This window comes from Lampropedia hyalina DSM 16112 (genome assembly GCF_900129055.1).
GTDB lineage: Bacteria > Pseudomonadota > Gammaproteobacteria > Burkholderiales > Burkholderiaceae_C > Lampropedia > Lampropedia hyalina.
The window spans coordinates 22,927-47,591 of record NZ_FQUZ01000026.1; the positions used below are offsets into that span (position 1 = coordinate 22,927).

A 24,665-nucleotide genomic window follows, 5' to 3' on the forward strand; every position below is an offset into this window, starting at 1 on the left:
GCAAAGCCAGCGCACAGGAAACACAGGTTGTGGAACCAACAACAGTCAATCAACAATCTGTGGCCGTCTCCATTGTCAGCCATGGGCATGGGCCATGGGTGCTGGCATTGCTGCGGCAAATGGCACGGCAACCGGAGCCGTGCGTCAAACGCGTTATTCTGACACTGAATGTACCCGAACCCGGCCTGCAACAGCAGTTGGAGCAGGCTCAGGCCGGGATTGACGGCCTGCACCTGGACATCCGCCACAACCGCGCCCCCCAGGGGTTCGCGCGCAACCACAACCGCGCGCTGCACGGAGCCAGCGAAGACTTCGTCTGCATCCTCAACCCCGACATGGCCCTGTTGCAGTCCCCCACCTTCGGCCCCCTGCTTGCCTGCGCCAGCCAGCCCGGCATGGGGCTGGCCTACCCCGTGCTGTGCGACCCGGCAGGGCAGTGGCAGGACAACGAGCGCGCCCTGCCCTCACTGCGCAACCTGCTGCGCCGGCGGGTGCTGCGGCAGACAGAGCACCGGGTCGATTGGGTCAGTGGCGCGTGCATGGTGCTGCGCACCCGCGACTGGCAGGCACTGGGCGGCTTCGACGAAGGCTTTCACATGTACTGCGAAGACGTGGACTTCTCGCTGCGGGTGCGCCAGCAGATCGGTGCGCTGGTGCGCGCCCCCGTATGGATGCAGCACCAGGCACAGCGCGCCAGCAGCCGCCAGTGGCTGCACCTGTGGTGGCATGTGCGCAGCATGTGGCGGCTGTGGCACCTGCCGTCATTTCGCTGGGCCTTGCAGCACCCCTCCTCCCAGCCACGCCAGCCACCGCCCGCCAGGCCAGGAAACGATTCAACACCATGCTGATTCTCTGTGTTTTTGCCTTCTTCATCACCACCATCATCAGTGGCCTGCTGGTGCGCCGCGCCCGGCGGCACGCCCGCCGCTACCCCGGAGGCATGCCCCAGCGGTTCCACAAGGGCGACGTGCCCCGCATCGGCGGCGTGGCCCTGGCCTGCGGCATGGGCTGCGCAGCGTTCGTGGGCATGTTCAACACCCTGCGCGGAGACGTGGCCAATCTGAACCTGGGCTGGTGGAGCATCGTGTGGGGGCTGTGCATGATTCCTGCCGTGCTCGGCGGCCTGCTCGAAGACTTGAGCCAGCGCATGTCGGTGCGCTGGCGTTTCCTGCTCACCTTCACCAGCGCGGCCCTGGCCGTCTGGCTGCTGGGGGCGAGCGTGCCCCGGCTGGACATTGGCTGGCTGGACGGCACCACATGGCTGTGGCCGTGGCTGGGCATCGGCATCGCGCTGCTGGCGGTGGCCGGACTGCCGCATGCGCTGAACATCATCGACGGCTACAACGGCCTGGCCTGCATGGTGGCCATCATCGTCTCGCTGGCACTGGCGCATGTGAGCCTTCAGGTCAATGACCGTGCCCTGGCCGCCATGTTCGTGGTCACGGCTGCCTCCAGCGGTGGCTTTCTGCTGTGGAACTACCCGCGCGGCCTGATTTTTGCGGGCGACAGCGGGGCGTATCTGTGGGGCAGCATCCTCTCCATCGGCTGCATCCTGCTGGTGCAGCGGCACGAGGAAGTCTCGCCCTGGTTCCCATTGCTGCTGCTGATCTACCCGGTCTGGGAAACGCTGTTTTCCATGTACCGCAAATGGGTGCGTGGCTCCTCTCCCGGCATGGCCGACGCACTGCATTTCCACCAGCTCATCTACCGCCGCATCGTGCAGCGCGTGTTCGACGACGACAACGAGGCGCGCGACATGCTGATGCGCAACAACCGCACCTCCCCGTATCTGTGGGCCTACACCGTGCTCACCGTGCTGCCCGCCGTCATCTTCTGGCACACCAGCTGGGTGCTGATGCTGTTCTGTGTCTTCTTCGCCATCACCTACACCGCCGCCTACGTCGCCATCGTGCGCTTCAAGGTGCCGGACTGGCTGCGCTGGTGAGCAGCTTCCGGCACGGGTACGCTGCGTGCGGCAAGTATGGCCTGTGTGAATGGCCAAGTATGCGCGGTCAATAGTGGCAACTCACGCATCTGAGGCCTGCACATGGTAGATGAAGGCATGGTGGTGCAAGCGGAGCGCGGGCAATACGCATCGCTGTACCGGGGGCTGCTGCACCGGGTGATGTGTCTCGGGTCATGCTGTCGGGGTCTACCATTTGCGCTTGAGACCATACCGTGCAAGTTTTTCTGGCTTCGCTGCATCGATGACAGATACGGTCGGTGTGACCTGGGCAATTGCAGGTTATGCTCACCGCCATCATTCTTCTCAAAAGTCTGCCTCTTCTTCATTCCATAAAGGATCCTACCGATGTCTTTGTCTGGCTTGCTCGTACATGCGCACGATCGTATCCAATCGCAATTTACGCAACAGCAGGCGTTGATGCCATCAGGGGCAAGCTCCATCATCCTGTTTTTCTCCCTGTGTGACGGGCAAAGTCGTGCAGTGGTTCGGCACTATCGGGCCGACACGTTGGAAGCCGCTTGGCAACAAGCCGTTCAGAACACCCAACGCCTGGCCAGCCGGAACAAAAATGCCTTCAAATGGCTGCGTGTGGACTGGGTTCGTGAGATACAGCCAACGACCTGGCAAGACCTCAATGCCCTTTTGAAGCAAACCAAGCGCAACTACTTTCGCCTGGGCCTCGCCCTGGACGCCAAGCTTGACGTGGCATTCCTGGAACAGGAACTCAACGCCAACGCCATGCTTTACCCCGGCTCCAACAAGGTGGAAGCCGGACTGAACCTGAATAATTTCACCGTTTACGCACGACGGCGTTTTGGCAAGGAAGTCGTGCTGGACTTCTCGCCCGAAAACCCAGTTTACCTCTTTGCCCACGATGGCCTGTTCCTGTCCGATGACCCGCAACTGGCAGCCCTGCCTGAAGGCAATGGGCCCATTGCTCTGCCAGGCCCTGGCACCACGCAGGTGCATTGGCGTGACAGCGCATCTTTGAATGCCAGCCGCCGCCAGATCAAGAGCCTGAACCCGGACCAGGTCTACACCCTGATCGACAGCAGTGCCAATTTTCTCGCCAGTCAAGTCCAACAGACTGGGCAATTCATCTACGGCCATTTTCCCTGCTTCGGGCGCGAAATTCCCACCTATAACGCCTTGCGCCACGCCAGCTCGGTGTACTCCATGCTCGAAGGTTGGGAGCTGACACGCAACGATGCGCTGCTGGCTGCCGTGCGCCGTTCACTCATCTACCTGACCGAAACCCTGATCCGCCACTATCCGCAGCCCGATGGCACCACCCTCGCCTACAACGTGGACATCAACGGCGAAATCAAGCTCGGGGCCAATGCCGTGAGCCTGCTGGCCTTGGTCAAGTACGACGAACTGACCGGCGACACCCGCTACCGCCCCCTGATGGAACAACTGGCACTGGGCATTGGGCGCATGCAGAACGCAGAAAACGGCAGCTTCGTGCATGTGCTCCACAGCACAGACCTTTCGCTGAAAGAGACATTCCGCATCGTTTACTACGACGGTGAAGCCGCCTTCGGCCTGATGCGCCTGTACGGCCTGACCCGCGATGCGCGCTGGCTGAGCATCGTAGAACGGGCCTTTGACTATTTCATCCGTGCCGATCACTGGAAACACCACGACCACTGGCTGTCTTATTGCGCCAACGAGCTGACCCTGTACAAGCCGCAAGAAAAATACTTCCGCTTTGGTGTGCAGAACGTCGCAGGTTATCTGGACTTCATCCTCAAGCGCGAGACCACTTACCCCACGCTGCTGGAGCTGTCCATGGCCTTCGAAGCCATGCTCGGCCGCATCGAGACCAATCACCCTGAAATGCGCCATGTGCTCGAAGGCCTGGACATCGACAAGTTCCATCGTGCACTGCACCACCGCGCCCACTACCTGCTCAATGGCTTCTTCTGGCCAGAGTTCGCCATGTACTTTGCCAAGCCAGAAAGCATTCTGGGCAGCTTCTTCATCCGCCACCATACCTTCCGGGTGCGCATCGATGACATCGAACATTACCTTTCGGGGTATGTGGCGTACTGGAAGATGCTGAAAAAAACGGCATCAATCAGCCCACCACCCACCCCAGAGCCTGGGGGAGATCAGGTCACGAATACCTTGCCGGCTGCGAACTCCGTCGCGGTTTCCGCTCCAGCCCCATCCAGACCCGTGGTCGCCTGGGGGGGCGATGTCAATCTGGGTCGCCGTCAGCACTACCGCACCGCCGAACTGGGCCCTGCCAATGTATTGCCCATTCCCGCATTGAAAGACGCAGACCTCAGCATCGTCAATCTGGAATGTGTCGTCGCCACGCAAGGAGAACAAGGCATCAACAAGGGCGAAGGCGGCCCCTACTACTATCGCGCCCGTCCTGAAATGCTTCAGATTCTGCTCGAGTCCCATATCGACGTGGTGACAACGGCCAACAATCACAGCGGCGACTACGGGCCTGATGCGTTGCTGGAACAAGGTGCCTGGCTCGATGCCATCGGTATTGGCCATGCCGGCACAGGAGCACATCGGGAAGCCGCATTGACCCCTGTGCTGCGACGTGCGGGAGAGCTGAACATCGCCATCTTCTCCATCGATGCGACACAGCACCGTTATGCCGCCACCGATCGCAGGCCTGGCTCTGCCTATCTCCCCCTCCATGATGCCGCAGCCTGGCATGCCGAATTCGCACCACGCATTACCGCCATTCGCCAGCGCGCGCACATCGTACTGGTGGCGGTTCACTGGGGGGAAAACCTGGCCACCATGCCGGATGCGGCTGAAATCGCCGTGGGCCACAGCCTGATCGATGCAGGTGCCGATGCCGTGCTGGGTGCCTCGGCCCACGTATTGCAAGGCATCGAAATCTATCGTGATCGGCCCATCATTCATGACGCAGGCGATCTGCTGTTCGATTCGGTACGCAGCACCCTGGGCGACAGCGGCATCTTCCGCCTGGAACTGAGCCATCATGGTGTGGAACGCATCGTTTTCGTACCGATTGGCATCGGCTTCGGATTCTCCGAGCAACTGTCTGGCCAAGCAGCACAAACTGCCGTTCGCAACTATGCCATTCAGTGCGCTGCCACCGCAAGCCAACTGATTCCGACGGCAGATGGCTGCGGCTATATCGAACTGACACCACCTGCCCGCCCATTCCTCAGAAAAATACCTGCACCCCAGGCCACCTGCTCTCCGGAAATACTCTCTGCTCCAATCTACCCCGAACTGGAAACCCATCAAAACTGGACAATAGACACCATTCCAGCCGATGCACGCATGGAACCATGCAAACTGGGGCCACTGACCCTGTTGGGATGCCGAGTCAGCCCCACCACCATCGACCGACGCAGAATGCTGTGGGTGGAAAGCTTCTGGTGTTGCGACGATGCAGTTCAGGAAGACATACGCCTGGATTTCCGCGCCGTACCCCAAAGCCCAACCCGGATGAAACCGTGGGGCATCAGCATGGACCACGATCCATGCGACTGGCTGATGCCCACCTCGCGCTGGAAGCCCGGCACCATTTACCGTGACTACTATGGCCTGCGCCCACCATATCTGAAGGATTGGGAAAACGTTGATCTGCAAGTCAGCGTCAAAATTGTTTCAGCCATATACCCTACCCAACCGGTGTGGCTGCCATGGACTGTGCAACTGGCAGTGCCAGGCAAAAATCAAACCGCATCTTCATCCCTCAACGCTCAAGATGAAAAACCAGCTCGATATTCATTCTCTTCTTCAGAATTGGAAAAATTAACCCACGGACATTGGGAATACCCTCCAGAAAAAGAAATTTATCTGGACTACTTTGTTACAGGGGCAGGCTTCGTCAAAGAACCACGCACTTGCATGGTGTGCATGTTTTATGAAACCTGGCTAAAAGGAACTGGCAACTCTGGCCATTACAAAAATATTTTTTCAGATAGCCACATTTCTTTTCTGAATCAATACAACAAAGCAAATTTAAAAGAAAACGTAAACTGTCTTGTTGTACAACGGCCCATACCAGAACTCTCTCATATTCCACAGCTTGTGGTAAAAGACAGTTATCAGATATTGAAAACATTGGCAACAGCCGCACGCAACAAAATGGCCGATAACGGCACCATTTTTGCCGTAACAGGTGCTGTAGGAAAATCAACAACTTGTGACTTACTGACCCGTGCAATCCGCCCCTTCAGCAATTGCATTGCCATGACCAATGGCCATAACTCAAGGACAGGCGTGGTAATCTGGACTGCAAGTCTTGGCATGTTTGATCCTGCGTTCAATCAAGAAAACAACCTTCCAAATACCTGCATTCTGGAAGTGGCCGGCTCCGCACTCTGGATGAAAAGCGGTTGGGCCATGCAGGCAGTACGCCCCAACATCGCCATCATCACCCACATTGAACTCACCCAATATGGTGCCAGCTCAAAGAGCATAGAGGATGTGGCGTACTTCAAATCCAGAATATGCGAAACCATCTATCCTGATGGCAAAGCCGTCCTGTACCGAGAAATGCCTTTGTACGACAAGGTGCTTGAGTATGTCAAAAACTACGGTGCAACGCCCTGCTCCTATGGCGAAAGCCCAGACGCAGACGCCCGCCTGCTTTCATACCATTTCAACCTGCCGACCATCGACCAGCAACAAACCGATCTGACGATGAGCGTAAAGGCCAACATCCTCGGCGAGGAAGTTTCATACGATGTGGGAGCCATAGGCAAACCCGTTGCGCTCAACTCCCTGGCCGCCCTGACAGCAGCCAAGCTGGCCGGTTTCGACATTCAAGCTTCAGCCAAAGCACTGGAAGACTTCAAAGCCCGAGACAATACACTGGCAATATCCACGCACAACAATGTACTGGTCGTGGACTGTTCCCACAACCTCGAAATACCTTCTATTCTTGCAGCATTCGATGTCTTGAAGCAGAGTGAATTTTCGAAAAATGGCAGACGTATTGTCATCATGAGTCGCATCGTGAACATGGGAAATATTGCCACAGACTTCCACCTGAAGCTCGAGGAGCCTTTCAATAGTTATGGTTTTGACAAATTCTTCATCCACAACCCAAACCACGAATGGGACAAACTGCTTCCAAAATTACCAGAGGGCTTGGTAGGTGGTGTATCAACAGATGCCAAAGGCACTGTCAGCCAATTTATGGAATATGTACAGGAAGGTGATTCAGTTTTACTACTGGGTGCCAGTAGAGGATGTGATTTTGGCGAGGTTCTCCCCAATATTTTAAAAAAACTGAAAGAAAATTTTCAGAAAATTCAGTATAAAAAATCAGCTCCAACTGCGACACTCGTCAGCATCCGAGGCAAGGTGCAGGGAGTCGGTTACAGAAACTGGGCACGTAGGAATGCAAAATTACGCGCTTTAAGCGGTTGGGTCTGCAACCAAAATGACGGCTCAGTGCAGATGCTACTGGCTGGTGATTCTGATGCAATAAGCGATATGCTGGCAGAATGTCGCAAAGGACCGGATGAAAGTAACGTAATTGAAGTAAAAACCGAAAGCTGGTCAGGCCCATTAACAGATGGTTTTGAAATTATCAACAAGAACCCTTCAAATCCAGCAATGGATAAAAATATGAAGCAATCTGATATCACAGCAACATCCTCCGATCTTATTTTTCACGAAATCAAAATACCAGCCTGCCTTAAAGGACAACAAAATGGCAAAGTGGACGCCCGCTTGCTCGAAGAAATTCGTGGAGGTTTTTTATTGGCACCTGCAGCAAAAAAATGGAATGAAATGCGACATTCCGCATTCCTGGATGGTGTGGTCTTGATGCCTGTCAACGCTGACAGCACATACCGTAACTTGACACAACAGGAAAAAATATTTCTAGCATGCCATGATCCTTGTGAGCCATCAAATGCGGCTATTCAATGGAATGACCGTCACTGGTCACTGAAGAAAAACCTTGCCTTAGCCGCCATACCAGGCACCAGCAATCACGGCTGGGGCTTATCCATCGATGTACGGCTTACTTTTTATGGCAGGGAAAAAGATTGGCTACTGGATCACGCGCCAATTTTTGGATTTTGTTGGGAGTATGAATCCGAACCTTGGCACATCACCTATTTTCCTGGAGATAAAGTAACTCGCTTTTGGTCTGCTCATGGCATTGAACAAGCTACCCCTGGAACATGGCTGACAAAACCAAAATCTCACTTTCTGGCAAAACGGATTGTGGCTTTGACTCCAGATTATCAACCAGGTGACGTAGTCGTTCTTGCAAACGGCACTTCGGGCTTAGGAATTCAACCAGATGATCTTGTCAAGCTGCCCGCGCCACCAGCAGCCATCATTACGTCATTGGAACACGACAATATACCCGAACCTCTGACATCAAAGGCAACGCCGATCTATCAAGTCAAAAGCAGCAAAACCGCTTTATACCATCTTGCTCATTTCAGTCGATCTCAATTCAAGGGAAAATTAATTGGAATCACTGGAACATCTGGAAAAACCAGCACGACAAGCATGCTTTTCAAGGCACTTCTGGATCTAGAAAAAGACACCCAGATCAGCAGGGGAGGCAATGTATCTGCTGCCATTGCGAAAAGTTTACGCGGAATGCCATGGGACGCTGACTTCTATGTCGTGGAAATAGAGCAATCCACCATCGATATCAGCAGCCTGGTGGCACGCCCGGATGTGGCCATCATTACAAGTATCGGGCCTGGGCACTTGGAGAAGCATAAAAACACGATTGGCGTTGCCAAAAGAAAAGCGATGATTTTTGATGGCATGGCAGACGGTAGCATAGCGATCATTTGCCATGACACAGAACATTCAGACATTCTGATCAACAAGGCAAAAGACCAAAGGCTTCGTATTTATACCTATGGCCAGCATACAGATGCAACAATTCGCTTATTGAATTGGGATGAGGCAGAGCAACAGGCATTGGTTGCCACTCCAGTCGGTTCATTGCATTTTCACATGCCAGTTGAAGGACTGCATATGGTACAGAATGCAATGGCCTGCATCGCCACGGCACTGGCTCTTGAATTGGATGCGGAAAAACTGGTCAAAAGCTTCAGCACTTTCAAACCTGTCAAAGGCAGAGGCGTCGTGCATGTGTTGCAACGTGACAATGGCGGTTCATTCACCGTCATTGATGAGAGTTATAACGCCAACCCCCTGTCCATGAAAGCCGCGATTGACGCATCCAATGCCCGGTTCAGAAATGGCGAATACCAACGGCATGTCCTGATTCTGGGAGACATGCTGGAATTGGGCGCAGATGAAGTGGCCTACCATGCTGCACTGGCAGATGCGCTGAAGAAACAGCCTGCCGATGTGCTGGTGCTGTGCGGCCCTCTGATGGCCCACCTTGCTGCGAAGCTGCGTGAGTCCGGGTCCTCTTGTGTGATAGAGGCTTTTCAGTCCGTGGAACAAGTCATCGAATGGACTGAAGCGCACCTGCACGATGGGGATTTGGTGCTCGTGAAAAGCTCCAATGGCACCGGGCTGCACCGTCTGGTGGAGGAGTTGGTGCGCAAGGGCAAATGACAACGAAGATTGCACCGATTGGCGCAGCCAAGCTGTGTATGGGCATCGTCAGCCTTGGGCTTGCACTGTGGTGCCTGCCGGCACAGGCTGCCGAGTGCCAGCGCGCGCTGCGGCCACTGGCAGGCGACTGGAGCGAACACCGCAGTGGCGAGTTCATCTTCCAGTACTCGCTGACGGGTGAACATGCCCTGCATTCCTCCGTCGATACACCCGATTCGGGCCTGCCGGATGTGGTCGCGGATGTGGAGCAGCAATTGCTGGCCATGCGGGAGATGCTCAAAAGCCTGCACTTCCAGTTGCCGCTGGAAAGCCCTCGCTACCAAACCCAAGGGGCCAGCCACATTCTGGTGCTTTTCCAGAAACTGAAAAAGACGGGTCTTGCCTTTGATGAGGTCAGCCGTCTGCCCTCAGGGGAATGTGTGTTGATGATTCAGATTGCCAGCCATTACCGCAGCGGCAATCTGACTCCGGCGCATGAACTGTTCCACCAGGTGCAGAACGGCTACACGCCGTTCAAGCGTGCGTGGTTTTACGAGGGCACGGCCCGCTGGTCCGAAACGCTGCTGGGCCAGCGCAAGGCGGTTGCGCAGCCGGTTCCAGCCCATGCACTGGATTTGCGGGCATTCTGGCAACAGTCCTATGCAGCGGTTGCGGTCTGGCATGGCTTGATTAAGCGTTGCAGCAGGACTGCCGCACCGGCAGAGATTCCGGCTGCCGTGCGCAGTCTGCGCTACCGCAACGGCACGCCGGTGTTGCAGGACGACCAGATTCCGGGCCATGATTACATGCGCCGCGTTCTGGAGGCCCTGAAGGTTCTGGGCGACGAGACCACGGTCAAACAAAAGCTGACAACGCACCACTGGCCGGAGAAGGTGCAGCGGGATGCACAGCACGATGCCGCCATGTGGCGTGCGGTCTTGAGTGCCTGCCAGCCCGGTGAAGGAAGCTCTGCACCCTGACGATAAGGCGTATCGGGAAAGGGGCAGCGCAAGGCAAGGATAGCCCCCAGCGAAGCGCAGAAGGGAATGCGCAACACAAACGCTTTTTTCACCATCAAAACGCGCCCTGCGGCTTCAACGGAATGTCCCCATAACCACAAGCCCAGTCCGCAACATGCGCCGAATGCCTTCAGGTGTGCCGTAAACCGTGCAGGCAACGATTTTCTACATCATGCCGCATTCGTGCCAAACAAGGTTTGCCACAGCACCGGGCCGGCCTGCTGCCAGGGCTGCCCGGACTGGGGCACGATGGGTTCGTGTTCATTGAGGCGGGCGTTGTGCTGGATGCGGCGCATTTCGCGGTAGGCGTTGGCGGCTGCGTGGCCGATGCCAGCGGGCAGCAGGCCAGCGTCTTCGGCCATCTGGAGCAGGGCGATGTTGCCGGCATTGCGCACCAGTTGCGGGTATTGGCCTGACCAGGCCAGCACGAGGTACTGGGTGGCGAATTCGATGTCGATCATGCCACCGGGACTGTGTTTGACGTCGAATTCGCCGGCCTTGACCGGGTGGGCCTGGCGCATGCGCTGGCGCATGGTGCAGATTTCCTGCGCCAGCAGGGCGTGGTCGCGGGGGGACTGGATGACGGCCTGGCGCACGGTATCGAACTCGCTGCGCAGATGCGGGTTGCCGAGTACGAAGCGGGCGCGGGTCATGGCCTGATGCTCCCACGTCCACGCGGTGTTGCTGCCGCGCTGCTGCTGGTAGTTGGCATAGGCCGCAAAGCCGGTGACGAGCAGGCCGGAGTTGCCATTGGGGCGCAGTGCAGTGTCGATTTCGTAGAGGTCGCCTTCGGCGGTCTTGGTGGTGAGCCACGAGATGAGCTTGCGCACCAGGTTGCCATAGACCACGGGCGCGTCATCGTCGTCATCGTCGAAGACGAACACGATGTCCAGATCGCTGCCGTAGCCCAGCTCCAGCCCGCCGAGTTTGCCGTAGCCGATGATGGCGAACTGGGGGGTGTCGCGGTGTTTCTTGCGCAGGTGCTGCCAGCACCAGGCGGTGGTGGTTTCCAGCACCGCATCGGCCAGCGCGCTGAGGTCGTCGGCTACCTGTTCCACGCTGATGGAGCCATTGACATCCCGCGCCAGGGTGCGGAAGACTTCGCCGTGGTGGGCACGGCGCAGCAGGTTCATGAGGCTTTCCTCGTCGGCCTCGCCGGTGCTTTGCAGCGCGGTGTGCCGCCGCTCCAGTTCCTGCTGGAAGGTGGCGCGGTCGAAGCGGTCGCTGAAGATGGAGCCGCTGGCCAGTTCGTCGATGACGGCAGGATGCCGCTGCATGTAGCGCAGTGGCCAGCGGGCCGCACCCAGCAGGTGCAGCAGGCGGTCGTGGACGATGGGGCGTTCGAGCAGCAGCGCAAAGTAGGTTTCGCGCCCCAGCATGGTTTCCAGCCAGTCGGCAAAGCGGCAGGCTCCTTCCAGCGTGGCAGTGCCCTGGGCCAGATGCTGGCCGGTGAGCAGCAGGATTTTCAGGACGCGTGCGCTGGCTTCGTCACGCAGCCCCAGAAAGCGCGGCGAGTCCTGCCATGCCCGCAGATGCTGGGCAAAGTCGGGTGGCACCTGCTCCAGCAATTGCGCCAGCGAGGTGGGCATGGCGTGTTTGCGGCTGCATTGTCCGCCGGTGCAGCGGCGTGGCGCATTGCCGCCCAGCAGGCTGTCGAATTCCTGCGCCACCCGTTCGCGGTGCTGGTCAAGTTCGCGCAAAAAATGCGCGGTGTCACCAAAACCCAGCGTGGCGGCAATCCATTGCAGGTCGTCGTCGCGCACGGGCAGGATGTGGGTCTGCTGGTCGTCGAGGTACTGGATGCGGTGTTCCACACGGCGCAGAAACAGGTAGGCATCGGCCAGGCTGGTGGCGGTGGCTTCATCCATCAGCCCGGCGTGGGTCAGGCGGCGCAGGGCTTCGAGCGTGGGGCGGCAGCGCAGTTCGGGGAAGTGCCCGCCGCGCACCACTTGCAGCAGTTGCACGGTGAATTCAATTTCGCGGATACCGCCGCGCGAGAGCTTGACATCGTTGGCGCGCTCAGGGCGGCCCGCGCTGCGGGTGTTGGCATGGTCGCGGATTTGCCGGTGCAGATTGCGCAGGGCATCGAACACGGCATAGTCCAGGTAGCGGCGGAAGACGAAGGGCAACACCACTTCGCGCAGTTTCTGCACGCCGGGGAAGGCGTAGCCCGACCCCGGAGCATCCGCCTCGTCCCTGTGCGGATGAACGGTGCCAGTAGAAGCCACCACCCGGCTCTTGAGCCAGGCAAAGCGTTCCCACTCGCGCCCGTGTGCGACAAAATACTCGGCCAGTGCCTGCAAGGAAACGGCAGGCGGGCCGGAATTGCCGTGCGGGCGCAGGGCCAGGTCCATGCGGAAAACGAAGCCGTGTTCGGTGGTGTCGCCGATCAGCGTCTGGATGCGCCGCACCAGCAGGCCGAAGTATTCGTGGTTGGAGATGCGCCCGCGCCCCTGGGCGTTGCCGCTGGTTTCGCCATCTTTTTCATAGACGTAGATCAGGTCGATGTCGCTGGAGACGTTCAGCTCCCGCGCCCCGAGCTTGCCCATGCCGATGACCCACAGGGCCACGGGCTGGCCGTGTGCATCCTGTGCCCGTCCGTGCCGCTCCAGCAGACTGGCTTGGGCCTCTTGGCAGGCGGCATCGAGTGCCAGTTCGGCCAGCACGGTCATGGGGCCGGTGATGTCGCGCAGGCTGGCCTGGCCTTCGGTGTCCAGCTCCACCAGCCGGTGCAGCACCAGTTGGCGCAGAATGCGCAGGGCCGCGCCCAGCTCGTACTGAGGGCGCAACTGCGCCAGCGTGGCGGCCATGCGGCTGCGGTCGGGCACACCTGCTGGCAGCAAATGCAGCTCTGCCGCATAACGCCGCGCCAGCCGCTGGAAGAAACGCGAATAGGCCGCCGTGGCTGGCACGACCGCAGAAGAAAGCACAACGGAACTGGAAGGCATGGCGGGAACTCCGACGAACTCAATATGCGCCAAGTGTACTGCGCAGAAGGTTCTCGCGTAAAAGGCCACTACAGTCCCTGTGCCCGGCAGAGGTTGCCTTGAGGAAACGCTCGTTCCCTTGAGCGACGGAAGGCGTGCCGGATAATGCAGGCCGCCCGTTCACCTCACCACCCGCTCCGATTCATCCCCCCTCCCGCATGTCTGCTTCTGCCTCTTTCATTCCCCGGTGGCAACGTGTGGCGCGCCGCCTGGTGCGCTGGGCCTTGCTGCTGCTGCTGGTGTTCTGGCTGCTGGTGCTGGCGACACTGGCCCTGCTGCACGGCTGGGTGATGCCGCGCCTGTCGCAATGGAAACCGCAAATCGAGGCCCAGGCCAGCCGCTGGCTGGGTGGCCCATTGCAGATCGGGCAGATCGAAAGCCGCCCCAATGGGCTGATTCCCGCTGTAACGGTGCGCCATGTCTCGCTGCGCAATGCCTCCGGTACAGAGGTGCTGGCGATTCCTGAAGTGGTGGCCGCCGTTTCGCCGCGTTCGCTCTGGCGCAAGGGCTTCGAGCAACTGGTGTTCCAATCGCCCACCATTCATGTGCAGCATGGCAGCGACGGCCAATGGCAAGTGGCGGGGCAAACGCTTGGCACTGGCCCGAATACCCCCGCCGATGCAGCCGCTGCGCCCGCCATGCAGCGCGCCAGCCCGGTGCTGGAATGGCTGCTGACCCAGCCCGAACTGCTGGTGCAGGATGCCCAAATCTGGCTGACCGATGCCAGCACGCCCACCACCTCGCTGAAGCTGCAAGAAGTGCAACTGCTGCTGCGCCACCATCTGCGCAGTCACGAGATTGCACTGAAGCTGCGCCCCGACCTGCCCGGCGTGCCCGCACTGGAATGGCGTGCCCAGTTGCGCCGCCCGCTGGTCTCCACCGGCACAACCTGGTGGCCACGCTGGAGCGGCCAGAGCTGGATGCAATGGCAGGGCGTGAATCTGGCCACGCTGGCCTCTGTGCACCACCTGCCACTGCTGGCGCAGTGGCGCGAGCATCTGCCCCAACAGGGTGCATGGCTGGAGCCGCTGCAAGGGCAGGCCAGCGTGCGCGCCTGGCTGCAATGGCAGCAAGGGCAGGTGCAGCAAGCCAGTCTGGATGTCGCCCTGCAACAGGCACGAGTGCATCTGCCCGGTGCGGCACGCGCGCTGGCCGTGGAACACTTCTCCACCCGTGTGGAGGCCGAACGCCTGCCGCGCGGCTGGTCGCTGCAAACCCGCGATCTGGACTTGCACACCACGGGTGGCCTGCGCTGGAACCAAGGCAATCTGACCTTGCACCACGAACGCGCCACCGCCCGCCAGAATGGCCAGACGCGCGTGCAGGCCAGCCATGCCGATCTGGCAGCCGTGGCGCGGTTGCTGGAGTTCGTCCCCTGGCCCTGGCTGGCGCAAGACACCGCGCAAACCGCCCAGGAGACGACCGCAGCCTCGCCACACTGGGCGCAGACCCTGCCCGCACAACTGGCGCGCTGGCAACCCGCTGGCATGCTGGACGAACTGGTGCTGGACTGGCAGACCGCCCCCCCTTCCACCACCGCCACCCAGCCGCCGCAGTACCGCGTGCAGGCTCGCGTGCAGCAATTGCGGCTGGGCGTGGCCGCCGACGGCTCGGCCCTGCCCCAGGCCCCAGCCGGGCTGCACGGACTGTCGGGCGAAGTCACCCTCACCCAGGATGGCGGCGAGGCGCGCGTCCAAGTTGAGAACGGCGATCTGCACCTGCCGCAAGTCTTCAGCCACCGCATTCCCGTCACCCGGCTCTCTGCCGACCTGCACTGGCAACGCAGTGCCAACGGCCAGATGCGGCTGGAAGTGCGCGAGAGCCAATGGGCCAATCCCCATGCCCAGGGGCAGGCCAGTGCCGTCTGGAGCAACTACACAGATGCGCAGATGCAGGCGCACGCCCGCCAACGCCCCGGCCAGCCGGCCTCGCGCCTGCCGGGTGTACTGACACTCCACGGCCAGCTCCAGAACGTCGATGCCGCCCAGGTACACCGCTACCTGCCGCTGAGCATTCCCGCCGACACGCGCCGTTATGTACAGGAAGCCGTGCTGCAAGGCCGCGCCCCACGCGTGGACTTCACCGTGCGCGGCGATCTGCGGCGGTTCCCGTTCGACCCCCATCCTGCGACGGCTTCCGCCCGCACTGCCGCGCCCGCCGAACAATTCCGCATTGCCGCGCAACTGCAAGACGTTGAATACCGCTATGTACCGCATTACCTGCTGCGCCCGAATCAACAGGCCGTGCGCCCGTGGCCCGATCTGGCCGGACTGCGCGGCGAACTGGTATTCGAGGGCAACCGGATGCAGTTGCAGGTACAGCAAGGCCAGTTGAAGCAGGACAGGGCCGTGCGCATCCACCGCGCCAGTGCGCGCATTGCCGACCTGCGCAAGGCCGTGGTGGAAGTCGATGTACAAGCCAGCGGCCCGCTGCAACAGCAGTTCGATGCCGTGCGCGACACCCCGGTGGCAGGCTACACCCACCACCTGCTGGACGACATGCAGGCCACGGGCGAAGCCGCACTGCATCTGCAACTGGGTATCGGGCTGTCCAGGGGGGACGAACACCGTGTGCAGGGCACCGTCGAGTTTCAGGGCAACCGCCTGGACTGGTGGCCACAGATTCCGGCCCTGCAAGACCTGCGCGGCAACCTGCACTTCAGCGAAAAAGACTTTCGCTTCGAGCAACTCCGCGCCCAGGCCCTGGGCGGCAGCGTGCAACTGGATGGACACATGCGGCCCTTCGTCTCCGGCCAGCCCGTGCAAACCCGGATTCAGGCACAGGGCACGCTGAATGCCGAAGGACTGCGCCGCCACTGGCCGCAAGCCGCCAGCCCGTGGCTGAACGCCCTGCAAGGCCAGACCGACTACCGCGTCACCGTGCAGACGCGCGGCGAAGCCGTGCAACTGGACATCGACAGCAGCCTGCAAGGCATCCAAAGCGACCTGCCCGCACCGCTGGACAAACCCGCCGACCGCCCCATGCCACTGCGCATCCACACCGACTCGGCCACTCAGGGTCTGCGTATCCGTCTGGGTGACACCTTGCGGGCCGATCTGGCGCAGAACAACGGCACGATCTGGATTGGCCAGCCCCCACCCAGACCAGAGGCCGACCGCTCCGGCATTCGCGCCGTGGTGCGCCTGCCGGAACTCGATGTTCACGCCTGGCAGAACCTGCTCGCATCAGCCGACGGCCAGAGCGCGGCGGCTTCCGGCAGCGTGGCAGACACCTCTGCCAGCACACGCTACCTGCCGGGGCAATCGGACTGGCAGATCGACCGCCTGCACTGGCAGGGGCGCACCCTGCACCAGTTCCAGATGCAGCTCAGCCACGCCACGGCACAACGCCCGCACTGGAGTGCCCGCGTGCAATCGCAGGAACTGGTGGGCGACCTGGATTACCGTCTGCCCCGTCGCCAGCCACAAGGCGATGCCGGACAGATCACGGCCCGCCTGGACTATCTGGAACTGCCCGAATCCGCCACGACAGCCGCCACTGCGTCTCCGGCCCCATCCGCCAGCCATCCGGCCCTGCAACAGTTGCCCGCGCTGGACGTACAGATCGACCGCCTGCTGTTCGCCCGCCGCGACTGGGGGCGCGTGGAACTGCAAGCCACCAACCGCCCCCCATCCGCCGGACAAGGCCACGAATGGCGCGTCAGCCACCTCGCCATCCAGACCCCCGAAGCCGAACTCACCGCCCAGGGCAACTGGAAGCAAATCGTGCCGCTGGGCAACGCCCCCCCTTCCCTGCTGGGCGATGGCAAGCGCACCGCGCTGCAATTCCAGTTGAAGGTGCACAACGCCGCGCGACTGCTGGCCCGGCTGGGTATGCCTGGCGTGCTGCAAGGCGGACAAGGCACACTGCAAGGCCACCTCGGCTGGCTGGGGTCGCCTGCGCGGCTGGACTACCCCAGCCTGGACGGCGCATTTCAGCTTCGTGTGGAACAGGGACAGTTCCTGCCGGTGGATGCAGGCATGGCCCGGCTGCTGGGCGTGCTGAACCTGCAAGCCCTGCCGCGCCGCCTGTCGCTGGACTTCCGCGACATCTTCAGCGACGGCTTCGCGTTCGACTTCGTGCAGGGCGACTTCCAGCTCTCACAGGGCATCATCCGCAGCAACAACCTTCAGATGAAAGGCGTGAATGCCGCCGTCATCATGGAAGGCGAAGCCGACATCCTGCGCGAAACGCAAGACCTGCACGTCGTCGTCGTGCCGGAAATCAACGCCCTGACCGCCTCGCTGGTGGCCACCGCCATCAACCCTGCCATAGGCGCAGGCAGCTTCGTGGCACAACTGCTGCTCAGCCGCCCGCTGGCCAGCGCGGCCACTCGAGAATTCCGCCTGCACGGCTCCTGGAAAGAACCCCAGTTCGAGCGGGTGCAGGCAGGTACGCGCACCGGGAACTGAAATGGCGTGCTGGTGAAGCCCACCCACAGCGTCATGCCGAGCATGACGGAGTTATGGGGTTTGTGTTGGGCAAAGCCAGATCAGAACTTCACTTCCAGACTGGTGCCGAAGCTGCGGCCTGGGCGGGTCTGGCGTTGGATGTCTGCGGTGGCGTTGGCGGCCAGCGAGCGCACCGAGGCGTAGTCCCAGTACTTGCGGTCGCTCAGGTTGTAGATGCCGACATTCCAGGTGACGTTGCGGTTCAGGTTCCAGTAAGCAGTCCAATCCAGCACCGTGGCGGAAGGCACGGCGAAGTATTCGGTGGTGCTGGCACTGGCGGCATCGCTGGCCTGTTTGCTGCGGGTGTGGCTGGCGTGCAATGCCGTGCCGAAACGCCTGGACGGGTCATCGTAGGCCAGCCCCGCCACCACCTTGGCCGGCAGTACCGATGGCAACCAGCCGCGATTGCCGGTGCGGGTGTTCTGTGCACTGCCCTGCGACCAGCCACCGGCCAGATTCACACTCAGACCCCGCGCCGACGGTGCCCAGACCCCCAGATCGAAACGGCTGGAGAGTTCGGTTCCCCAGATTTCCGCCTTGCCAATGTTGTGGGCACGGTACACGAACAGCCCGAATTGCGGTAGATTGGGGTCGCGCCCGATGTTTTCATATTCGATGAAGTTCTTGTAGCGACTGTAGAACGCAGAGGCATTCAGGGTGATGCCCTTGGCAGCCTGGCCGCGCACGCCCAGCTCCAGGGTCTGGCTGGTTTCCTTGTCCAGATCAGGATTGCCCAGCACGGCATAGCCCGTACCCGGATTTTCAAAAGAACCGGTCAGCTCGGTGATGCTGGGTCGGCGCACCCCTCGGCTGTAATGGGCATAGGCATCGAATTGGGGAGCCAGTTCCAGACTGACGTTCAGGCTGGGCAGCAAGGCGGTATCGGAACTCTTGCGCACTTCGCCCGCCGAAGCACCGGAACCCTGCGCATAGCGGGCCTGATCGGTGGGTTTGACACGCTGGTGCTGCACGGTCAGCCCCGGTGTGACCTTGACACGCCGCCCCCCCAGACTCAGGGCAATCTCATCGCGGACATACAGGCTCAGCCGCGCGTCCTTGGCGGCACTGGCGCGATCCTTGATGGTTTGGGAGACGAAGACTCCTGACAGGTCGGTGCGTGTTTCTTCCCAGGGACGCTGGCTGTCGATCTGGGTGTAGGACAGGCCATAGTACAGAGTGTGTGCCCCAAGGGACTTGCTGGCATCGGCACTCGCGCCCCAGGTGTCGTATTCACTGTTGGTATAGAGGTGGCGGGCATAGCTGGCACCGGCACGGGGAATGACTTCGGGCACGAAGGTGATGTTTTTGGCTTCGGCACTCTGGTAATAGATGCGGCTTTCGAGGCTGTCGAACACGGCCAGCTCCTGCGCCGGAGTGTAGCGGTGTTCCAGGCTGATGCGGCTGCGGCGGTCGGTGACATCCTGCCGGGGGCCTGCGGCATCGAGGCCGTGACCTCGCTGGCATTGGTGTATTGCGTGCCCCGGTCGAAGTGCTCCACGCTCAGCCCCAGGCGGTTGCCGGTGTGCGCACCCCAGACGAACTTGGTCAGCAGCGCATTGCTGTCCCAGTCTTGCGGGTTGGGGGAAATATCGCCTTCGGATTTCGCCTGTTCGCCATCGCGGCGCACATAAATGCCCAGGGCCTGCACCGCGCCGATCTGTGTTGCGCCGGTCAGGGTATGGGCGCGGCTTTTGTTCGCCGACTGGTAGCCGAATTTGTAGCCCAGGTGCGACTGCTTGCCATCGCGCAGAAAGTCTTCCGGGGACTTGGTGGTGAAGCTGACCCGCCCGCCCAGGTTCGGACTGCCAGCGCGCCCCGCCGCCGTCGCACCGGAGGCGATCTCGACCTGCTGGAACAGATCGGTCTCCAGCGTATCGCGGCCGGTGGAGAAGCTGCTGGTGCTCATGCCATCGGGCTTGATTTCGGCAGGCGGCAACTCGATGCCATCCACCTCCAGAGCCACCCGGTTGCCTTCCAGGCCCCGCACGTTGTAGCCGGGCGTGCCCGCACCGTCCCACAGGTTGCCGGTGCCACTGGCAGTCTCGGGTGCGGACACCAGCGGCTGATAGCGCACCACATCGGCCATGCTGGCCGCGCCCTGTTTTTGCAGGTCTTCGGCTGTGATGGTGGTGGTATGCCCCTGGTTTTTTGCTTCCTCGGCGGAAGCCGTGACCTGCACTTCCGGCAGCGCGGTGGCAGAGACGGTTGAAGGAGCCGCTGCCGTTTGTGCCCTGGCTGCCAGCGGCAGCAGCGCACCTCCCAGCAGACCGGCACATGCCAGCGCGAAGGCCGTACCCGAGAGACGGAACGAGGGAGGCAGGGCAGACGTGTGCCGCCCCGATGCAAAGGACTCAACCATACAGATTCACTTTCACAGCTTGGGTGATGAAACGGGAATATTGGCTGGCTGAGTCGTCCGCAGCATCAAGGCAGGCTCCTGCACACCCGCACGGCCATCACCGCATCCAACGATGCGGCAACCGGTGCGGGGAGACAGGGAGATACCGAGGCGGGCACTGTGGCTGGCTGGAAGGCGCGATTGTAGAATTTATTCGCATTTACCCGCCGAAGAAAGCACGATGCAGGCTCTGCCTGCGCTATTTGAGCCAGCCCTTGCGGCGGAAATACCACATCGGAATGACGGCACTGGCCACCATCAGGGCCAGCACATACGGGTAGCCCAGCTTCCATTCCAGCTCGGGCATGTAGGTGAAGTTCATGCCGTAGATGCTGGCAATCAGCGTCGGCGGCAACAGGCAGACGCTGGCCACCGAGAATATCTTGATGATCTTGTTCTGGTTGATGTTGATGAAACCCACCGTCGCATCCATCAGGAAGTTGATCTTGTCGAACAGGAAGGCGGTGTGGCTGTCCAGCGACTCGATGTCGCGCAGAATCTGGCGGGCGGTCTCGAACTGCTCGGCATTGAGCATCTTGCTGCGCATCATGAAGCTGACGGCACGGCGCGTGTCCATGACGTTGCGGCGAATGCGGCCGTTCAGGTCTTCGTGCCGGGCAATGCTGCCCAGCACGTCGCTGGCTTCGGTGTCGGTGACTTCGCCCGACAGAATGCGCTCACTGGAAGCGTCCAGCTCGTCGTAGATGGTCTCCAGCGTGTCGGCAGAGTATTCGGCATCCGCATCGAACAGGTTCAGCAGCACTTCCTTGGCATCGCTGATGAGTCCGGGGGTGCGACGCGCGCGCAGGCGCAGCAGCCGGAACACCGGCACTTCTTCCTCGCGGATGGAAAACAGCACGTTGTAGCTGCGCAGGTTGGCGTTGCTCTGGTTCAGGATGAAAGCCACCCGCGCCGAGTGCGGCTCGTCATCGTCGATCAGAAAGTCGCTGCGAATGTGCAGCTCGCCATTGTCTTCTTCATAGAAGCGGGCGGATTCCTCGATGTCGTCATCGACGGCATCGTCGGGAATCAGCAGCCCGTAGTGCTGCTTGAGCCAGAATTTCTCCTCTGGCGTGGGGGACTCCATGTCCACCCAGATGGGTTGCAACTGGGTCAGATCGTAGAGGGATTCGACTTCTTCCTGCACAAGCCGACCATTGGCCAAGGTAAAGACGTTGAGCATGGCAACTCACTCCTTCGGGCGTGGGAACACAAGATTTTTTCAAGGGGGACGGGGCGGCAGTGAAACGACGCTTTCAACCCCTAGGGCGAATCTAATGGATGACACGCCCTAGGTTCAGGCTGGCAAAGAGCCTGTCACCGATTGAAAATCCTCGCCATCGCGCCACACAGAATCAGGGCGTGTCGGCAAGTGTTTCCGAAGGGGTTGAAAGCTGCCAACTCGGGGCAACTTCCATGGGATTTCTCCTGCAATGTGGATGAATGGATGCCTGTCAGGGCAGGCACGCAAAAATGGTCGCCATTATCGCACCGGCATCTGCTACGGCAGTGGGCAACGGGGCGGCCTGCCAGGTTTTTTCGTGCGGTTCACCATGGCGTCAAATCCGGCCTGTACGCATTTGCTGGCGCACCTGCACCACGCCTTCGAGCATCAGACAGGCCACGGCAGCGAAAATCAGGCCATAGGTGGGCCATTGCGCAGCCTGCACCCGCTCGCCCAGCAACAGGGCCACCACCACCAGCAGCACCGGCTCCACATACGACAGCAAGCCGAACAGCCCCAGCGGCAGCAGCCGGTGCGCCACCATGTACAAGGCCAGCGAGACGGCACTGAGCAGCCCCAGCAAGGGCAGCAAGGCATAAAGCCGGGGGTGCGCACCGAACAACTCGGCCACGGGCGGCCCCTGCCAGACGAACCAGCACGCCACCGGCACCATCAGCACCACATCCAGCCAGTGCCCGGCCAGATTCGCCGTGCCCAGGCGGCGGCGCAGCACGAAATACACCGGATAGCCCAGCGACACCACCGCCATCTCCCACGAGAAGCTGGCCGTGCGCCCGAACTCCCAGGCCACGCCCAGGGCCGCCAGGGCCGTGGCCCAGCACTGGGCGCGGCTGAGGCGTTCGCCATACACCAGCCTCCCGGTCAGCACCATGGCCAGTGGCAACAGAAAATACCCCAGGGCCACTGGCAAGGCACGGCCATTGAGCGGTGCCCACAGGAACAGCCACAACTGAATGCCCAGCAAGAAGGCACTGAGCAGCAGCAACGGCACCAGCAGCGGCTGGCGACACACCCGCTGCCACAGGGCACGCACGGCAGGCCACTCGTGGCGCAGCCACAGCAGGGCCGTGGTGAGGGGAATGGTCAGCACGATGCGCCAGCCAAACACCTCCTGCCCCTGCAAGGGCGCGAGGGCAGGCGACAGAAAATACATGCAGGCAAAAATGCCCGATGCCGCCACAGAAGCCAGAATTCCTTTTTGCATACCCACCACCTGAGCCGGTTCGTCCATCTCCTGTGTCGATCAGACAGGAGCGAAAGCCGTGGAGTGTGCGCGAATTCAGGCCACTACAGGGCCACGGCGGCCAATGCCCCCGCACCCATCCCCGGCACGCTGGACAAATCGGGCGGCATCCCCCTTACCGCGTGGTGCGGGAAGGCTGTGCCAACCGCAGAGCCTGGCGCAAATCGGCCCAGGCCCCGGCCTTGGCATGGGCGGCATGCAGCAGGTAGCCGGGGCTGTAGGTGGCCAGCACCGGCATGCCGCAGACCTGGTGGGGGGTTTGCCGCAACACCCCCAGCGGCTGCTGGTTCTGCAACAGGGTCTGCGCGGCCACCCGCCCCATCAGCACCACCACCTGCGGGCGCAAGGTCTGCGCCACCTGTTCCAGCGTGAGGGCAGTATCGGCCACCGCATCCGGGACGGCACGCTGCATCCGCGCCTGCCAGACACCGGCCTGCTGGAACAGTCCCATGGCACGCAACATGTTGTGGAAAAGCTGCTGCACCTGCGGCGCATCGACCCCGGCATCGGCAAAATCATCGGTAACGAACAGCCAGCGTGTGCCCTGCTGCGGCGATTGGGCTGCCCTGTCGAACACCGGCACGGGCGGCTGGCACCACCATGCGCCCAGTGCCATTCGCTGCGGCACCGAAGCCACAGATTCAGCGAAAGTGGCCGTCTGGCTACTCGCCGGTTTCGGCTCGGCAGGCAATGGCGATGCCGTGGGCACAGAGGAAGGCACATGCTTCTGTGCCGGAGCTGCAACCGGTGGCGGTTGCGTGCGCAATGCGGGAAGCGGCTTCACGCCCTCACCCGGCTGCTCCTGCACTGCCGATGGCGATGGCAACGGCGGTGCAGGCATCCACCACAGCTCCAGCCCCATGGCCTTGAGCATGGCATGGCGGCGGGCATCCAGTTGCAGCGGGGCGTGCATCAGGCGGCACTCCCCGGCAGCACGCGCTTCATGACCACCGCATCCTCGCGCTGCTGGCCATCCAGCGGGTAATAGCCCTTGCGCACGGCCACGAACTCAAAGCCGTGGCGGGCATACAGGCGTTGCGTGGCCGCATGGCTGGCACGCACCTCCAGCCAGATGCACTGCGCCTGCTGCTGTTGCGCCCACACTGCCAGTGCCTGCAACAGCACCCCGGCCAGCCCCTGTCGGCGAACGTCGGGGCACACGGTGATATTGAGCAGATGCGCCTCCTCCACCCCCGGCATGGCCACCGTGTAGCCCAGCAACTGCGAACCATGCGACAGCAACTGAATGTGGAAGCCTGCCTTCAGTGCATCGGTGAAATTGCCGCGCGTCCACGGATGGCTGTAGCTTTGCGCCTCGATGGCCAACACCGCATCCAGCTCCGCCGGGGTCGTCACGCCATGCCAACGCCACGCCGCACCGGCAGCGGGCAGCAGTGTTTCGTCGGGAACGGAAGCGGTGAAAGGCATGGCGAGGTACGACAATGGAAAAACAGCACGGAAGAACGCTCAGCAGTGTAGCGGATAGCCTTACTGCAAATGCTCCCCGAGCAACCCAGTAATCTCCAACATGCCCACCCTGTCCCTGCCCAGCACCTGCCGCAAGCGCGCATCGGCCACAATCGTGCGCCGATCCTGCGGGTCTTGCAGGTTCTGCGCCCGGATGTACTCCCACACCTTCTTCAGGGCCTGCGGCCGGCTCACCGGCTCCGCCCCGATCACCGCCGCCAGGGCCGCACTCGGGGTCTTGCCCGCAGCAGGCGCGCGCACGGCCTTCTTCGCCGATGACCGGGCCGCTGTCTTGCTGGCCGCCTTCTTCGCCACTGGCCGGGCTGTGGTTTTGGCCGCCGCCCGTCCCTTGCCCCCCTCGCGCACCTCGAACGCAAACCCCACCTTC

At 61.2% G+C, this 24,665-nt stretch carries 12 protein-coding genes and 1 pseudogene; 5 read left to right on the plus strand and 8 right to left on the minus strand.

The window, feature by feature from the left end:
* The first annotated feature begins 29 nt into the window (after positions 1–29).
* The 4 genes from BUE21_RS10655 (at position 30) to BUE21_RS10670 (ending at position 10,446) form a co-directional block, all read left to right on the plus strand.
* Entirely contained in the window at positions 30–848 is an 819-nt protein-coding gene (locus BUE21_RS10655) for a glycosyltransferase (protein ID WP_200796728.1), read from the plus strand.
* A complete protein-coding gene (locus BUE21_RS10660; RefSeq protein ID WP_073356654.1) occupies positions 842–1,945 on the plus strand; it encodes an MraY family glycosyltransferase in 1,104 nt (367 codons plus the stop codon). Before BUE21_RS10655 ends, BUE21_RS10660 begins: the two co-directional genes overlap by 7 nt.
* Positions 1,946–2,311: 366 nt before the next feature.
* Complete coding sequence (locus tag BUE21_RS10665; protein ID WP_084523187.1) at positions 2,312–9,487, plus strand: CapA family protein; 7,176 nt, start codon at positions 2,312–2,314, stop codon at positions 9,485–9,487.
* A complete protein-coding gene (locus tag BUE21_RS10670; RefSeq protein ID WP_143164500.1) occupies positions 9,484–10,446 on the plus strand; it encodes a hypothetical protein in 963 nt (320 codons plus the stop codon). The genes BUE21_RS10665 and BUE21_RS10670 overlap by 4 nt, the downstream gene beginning before the upstream one ends.
* Positions 10,447–10,655: 209 nt before the next feature.
* Here the strand turns inward: BUE21_RS10670 and glnE are convergent, their stop codons facing one another.
* Positions 10,656–13,433 (minus strand): bifunctional [glutamate--ammonia ligase]-adenylyl-L-tyrosine phosphorylase/[glutamate--ammonia-ligase] adenylyltransferase, encoded by a 2,778-nt coding sequence (glnE, locus tag BUE21_RS10675; protein ID WP_073356668.1) that lies wholly within the window; start codon positions 13,431–13,433, stop codon positions 10,656–10,658.
* A 197-nt stretch (positions 13,434–13,630) separates the two neighbouring features.
* Between glnE and BUE21_RS10680 the strand changes: the two genes are divergently transcribed.
* Positions 13,631–17,884, plus strand: a complete 4,254-nt coding sequence (locus BUE21_RS10680; protein WP_073356657.1) for a YhdP family protein — start codon at positions 13,631–13,633, stop codon at positions 17,882–17,884.
* Between the two features lie 80 nt (positions 17,885–17,964).
* Here BUE21_RS10680 and BUE21_RS14835 read toward each other — a convergent pair whose 3' ends face one another.
* The 7 genes and pseudogenes from BUE21_RS14835 to BUE21_RS10715 all read right to left on the minus strand — a co-directional run.
* Positions 17,965–19,638: a TonB-dependent receptor domain-containing protein gene (locus BUE21_RS14835; protein ID WP_234971127.1), complete on the minus strand. Its 1,674-nt coding sequence runs from the start codon at positions 19,636–19,638 to the stop codon at positions 17,965–17,967.
* An 83-nt stretch (positions 19,639–19,721) separates the two neighbouring features.
* Positions 19,722–20,282 (minus strand): annotated as a pseudogene (locus BUE21_RS15120) (TonB-dependent receptor plug domain-containing protein); the annotation flags it as partial.
* 238 nt (positions 20,283–20,520) lie between these two features.
* A complete protein-coding gene (gene corA / locus BUE21_RS10695) occupies positions 20,521–21,504 on the minus strand; it encodes a magnesium/cobalt transporter CorA (protein ID WP_073356659.1) in 984 nt (327 codons plus the stop codon).
* 376 nt (positions 21,505–21,880) lie between these two features.
* Positions 21,881–22,771 carry an EamA family transporter RarD gene (rarD, locus tag BUE21_RS10700; protein WP_073356669.1) on the minus strand — a complete coding sequence of 297 codons (891 nt, stop codon included), beginning with the start codon at positions 22,769–22,771 and terminating at the stop codon, positions 21,881–21,883.
* A gap of 154 nt (positions 22,772–22,925) precedes the next feature.
* Positions 22,926–23,723 carry a uracil-DNA glycosylase family protein gene (locus BUE21_RS10705; RefSeq protein ID WP_073356660.1) on the minus strand — a complete coding sequence of 266 codons (798 nt, stop codon included), beginning with the start codon at positions 23,721–23,723 and terminating at the stop codon, positions 22,926–22,928.
* Positions 23,723–24,238: a ribosomal protein S18-alanine N-acetyltransferase gene (gene rimI / locus BUE21_RS10710; protein ID WP_073356661.1), complete on the minus strand. Its 516-nt coding sequence runs from the start codon at positions 24,236–24,238 to the stop codon at positions 23,723–23,725. Before rimI ends, BUE21_RS10705 begins: the two co-directional genes overlap by 1 nt.
* A 60-nt stretch (positions 24,239–24,298) precedes the next feature.
* Positions 24,299–24,665 (minus strand): SWIB/MDM2 domain-containing protein (locus BUE21_RS10715; RefSeq protein WP_327068995.1); only part of this gene is annotated, 367 nt, incomplete at its 5' end.